The organism is Kitasatospora sp. NPDC057512 (assembly GCF_042802135.1).
Taxonomy (GTDB): Bacteria; Actinomycetota; Actinomycetes; order Streptomycetales; family Streptomycetaceae; genus Kitasatospora.
The window spans coordinates 1-3,529 of record NZ_JBHVET010000811.1 but is presented as its reverse complement, the minus strand read 5'-3'; the positions used below and the strand labels follow the sequence as shown (position 1 = coordinate 3,529).

Here is a 3,529-nt window from a genome sequence, read left to right as displayed (position 1 = left end):
GCGGGGGGCCGGTGGGCGGCGCCTGTCCGTCGTGGCCAGGTTGTGAGGAAGTGAGAACGATGGCTGTGCATTCGGAGCGGGTGCAGACACAGTCCCCGGACCCAGGGAAGGTCGCTGTGGCCGGTCAAGAGACGAGCGCCTCGGGCGGCGGCTCGAAGGGCACCGCGCCCAAGGGCGCCAGATCCGCGGGCGGCCCCAGCCTGGGCTCACGCCTCGCGCCGTACCTGCTGCTGCTGCCGGCCACCGTGGCGACCCTGGCCCTGCTGGGCTGGCCGCTGCTCAAGACGGTCCTGCTGTCGTTCCAGAACCTCAACCGGCGCCAGCTCGTCCTGCACCTGACCGAGTGGACCGGCTTCGACAACTACAAGGAGCAGCTGACCGACCCGGAGTTCTGGTCGGTCACCGGCCGGACCGTCGTCTTCACCCTGGTCAACGTGGTGCTGATCATGGTCGGCGGCACCCTGATCGGCCTGCTGCTGAACCAGCTCGGCAAGAAGATGCGGCTGGTGCTCCAGGTCGCGCTGCTGCTGGCCTGGGCCATGCCGGTGGTCGCCGCGACCACCGTCTACACCTGGCTGTTCGACTCCCAGTGGGGCGTCGTCAACTGGATCCTGGAGCAGCTCGGCTGGCAGTCGATGCACGGCTACAACTGGCTCAGCAACCAGTACTCGACGTTCTTCGTGATCATCCTGCTGATCGTCTGGATGTCGATCCCGTTCGTGGCGTTCAACATGTACGCCGGTCTGACCACCATCCCGAAGGAGCTCTACGAGGCCGCCCGGATGGACGGCGCCGGCGCGCTCAAGATCTTCACCGCGGTGATCTTCCCCAACCTGAAGCCGTTCTTCCTGGCCACGACCTTCCTCGAAGTCATCTGGGTGTTCAAGGCGTTCACCCAGGTCTACGCGGTCAACGCCGGTGGACCGGAGAACCTGACCCGGACCCTGCCGGTGCACGCCTTCCTGGAGGGCTCGTCCGGCCAGCACTACGGCATCGGCTCCGCGATCGCGGTGCTCACCATCCTGATGCTGGGCGTGCTGATGGCGTACTACTTCCGCATCATGATCAAGCAGGAGGACGAGCTGTGAGGCGCTCTCTCTTCGGACGTACCTGGCTGAACGTGATCGCGGCCGTCCTCGCCGTCTTCTTCGTGTTCCCCGTCTACTGGATGTTCGCGACCGCGTTCAAGCAGAACAGCGACATCATCAGCCCGACGCCGGTGTTCATCCCGCTCGACGCGACCTTCGAGCACTTCACCACCGCGGTCGACGCGCCGAACTTCTGGACGTACGTCCTCAACAGCGTCCTCGTCACCGTCGGCGCGGTGCTCGGGTCACTGGTGATCGCCACCCTGGCGTCCTTCGCCATCGCCCGGATGAAGTTCCGCGGCCGCAAGGCCTTCGTGCTGGTCATCATGATGGCCCAGATGGCGCCCTGGGAGGTCATGACCATCGCGGTCTACATCATCTCCCGCGACAACGACATGCTGAACAGCCTGGTGCCGCTGACCCTCTTCTACATGATGATGGTCCTGCCCTTCACCATCTGGACGCTGCGCAGCTTCATCGCCGCGGTGCCGAAGGAGCTGGAGGAGTCGGCCATGGTGGACGGCTGCACCCGTTCCCAGGCCTTCGTGAAGGTGATCTTCCCGCTGCTGGCCCCGGGCCTGATGTCGACCTCGCTGTTCGGCTTCATCACGGCGTGGAACGAGTTCCCGCTCGTCCTGATCCTCAACAAGGACGAGGGCAAGACGCTGCCGCTGTGGCTGTCGTCCTTCAAGACCGCCTTCGGCAACGACTGGGGCGCCACCATGGCCGCGTCCACGATGTTCGCCATCCCCGTGCTGATCCTGTTCGTCTTCCTCCAGCGCAAGGCGGTCGGCGGTCTGACCGACGGCGCCGTGAAGGGCTGAGTCCACGTGAGCATCCTCGTTCCCACCGTGCCGGACAGCGACCAGCTGCACCGCGACGCCCTGACCGTCCTCCAGCCCGGCTTCGTCGGCACCGAGCCGCCGGAGTGGCTGCGCCGCCACCTCGCCGCGGGCCTCGGCTCGGTCGCGCTGTTCGACCGCAACGTGGTCGACCTCGACCAGCTGTCCGCGCTCACCCGGGCGCTGCGCGCCGAGAACCCCGACCTGCTGATCGCCATCGACGAGGAGAGCGGCGACGTCACCCGGCTGGAGGCGGGCTCCGGCTCGTCCTGGCCGGGCAACCTCGCGCTCGGCGCGATCGACGACCCGGCGCTGACCCGGGACGTCGCCCGCGAGCTGGGCCGGGCGCTGGCCGCGGCCGGCGTCAACTACAACTGGGCGCCCACCGCGGACGTCAACTCCAACCCGCGCAACCCGGTCATCGGCGTCCGCTCCTTCGGCGCCGACCCCGAGCTGTGCGCCCGGCACACCGCCGCCTGGGTGGAGGGCCTGCAGTCGGCCGGCGTGGCCGCCTGCTCCAAGCACTTCCCCGGCCACGGCGACACGGCGGTGGACTCGCACCACGGCCTGCCGGTCATCGACGTCGACCTGGACGTGCTGCGGGCCCGCGACCTGATCCCGTTCCAGGCGGCGATCGCGGCCGGCACCAAGGCCGTGATGACCGCCCACATCATGATCCCGGCGCTGGACCCGAAGCTGCCGGCCACCCTGAGCCCGACCGTGCTGCGCGACCTGCTGCGCGCGGCCCCGGCCGACGGCGGCCTCGGCTACCAGGGCCTGATCGTCAGCGACGCGATCGAGATGGGCGCCATCGCCGACACCTTCGGGATGGGCGAGGGCACCGTGCTGGCCCTGGCGGCCGGCGCGGACGCGATCTGCGTCGGCGGCGGGCTGGCCGACGAGGAGACCGTGCTGATGCTGCGCGACGCCATTGTGGCGGGCGTGCGCTCCGGCCTGCTCGCCGAGGAGCGGCTGGCGGACGCCGCCGAGCGGGTCCGGGCGCTGGGCAGCTGGGGCCGGATCGCGGCCCAGGGCGAGCGGGTCGAGCCGGACCTGGCGGTCGGCCTGCGGGCCGCGCGCCGGGCGCTCAAGGTGGTCCGGGCGCCGGGCCTGGCGGTGGCGCCGGTGAGCGAGCGCCCGTACGTGGCCTCGTTCTCGGACGAGCCGAACATCGCGGTCGGCGACGTCACCCCGTGGGGCGTGGCCGGCATGCTGGCCGACCGCTTCCCCGGCACCCGCACCCGCGCGGTGTCGGCGGCCGAGGCCGCGCCGGAGCTGCTGGACGCCCTGGTCGGCGAGCTGCTGGCCGGCGCCGAGGGCCGCCGCCTGGTGCTGGTGGTCCGGGACGCGCACCGGCACGCGTGGATGTCCGCCGCGCTGCGCCGCCTGGTGGCGGCCCGGCCGGACGCCGCCGTGGTCGAGATGGGCCTGCCCCAGTCCGAGCCGGCCGGCGCGCTGTACATCGCCACCCACGGTGCCGCCCGGGTCTGCGGACTGGCCGCCGTGGAGGTCCTCACCGGGCAGCCGGGAGCGGTCGGCTGAAACGATCGACGCGACGTCACCGGCCCTGTCCGGTGACGTCGGTGAACGGGCCCGTCA

Annotated in this window: 3 protein-coding genes; all 3 read left to right on the top strand. The window is 70.5% G+C overall.

The window, feature by feature from the left end; all coding sequences use genetic code 11:
• The first annotated feature begins 59 nt into the window (after positions 1–59).
• The 3 genes from ACFU6K_RS34105 to ACFU6K_RS34095 are packed head-to-tail and all read left to right on the top strand — an operon-like array spanning position 60 to position 3,472.
• Complete coding sequence (locus ACFU6K_RS34105) at positions 60–1,088, top strand: carbohydrate ABC transporter permease (RefSeq protein ID WP_380669724.1); 1,029 nt, start codon at positions 60–62, stop codon at positions 1,086–1,088.
• Positions 1,085–1,912, top strand: a complete 828-nt coding sequence (locus ACFU6K_RS34100) for a carbohydrate ABC transporter permease (protein WP_380669722.1) — start codon at positions 1,085–1,087, stop codon at positions 1,910–1,912. Before ACFU6K_RS34105 ends, ACFU6K_RS34100 begins: the two co-directional genes overlap by 4 nt.
• A gap of 6 nt (positions 1,913–1,918) precedes the next feature.
• Complete coding sequence (locus tag ACFU6K_RS34095; RefSeq protein ID WP_380669720.1) at positions 1,919–3,472, top strand: glycoside hydrolase family 3 protein; 1,554 nt, start codon at positions 1,919–1,921, stop codon at positions 3,470–3,472.
• Positions 3,473–3,529: the final 57 nt, after the last annotated feature.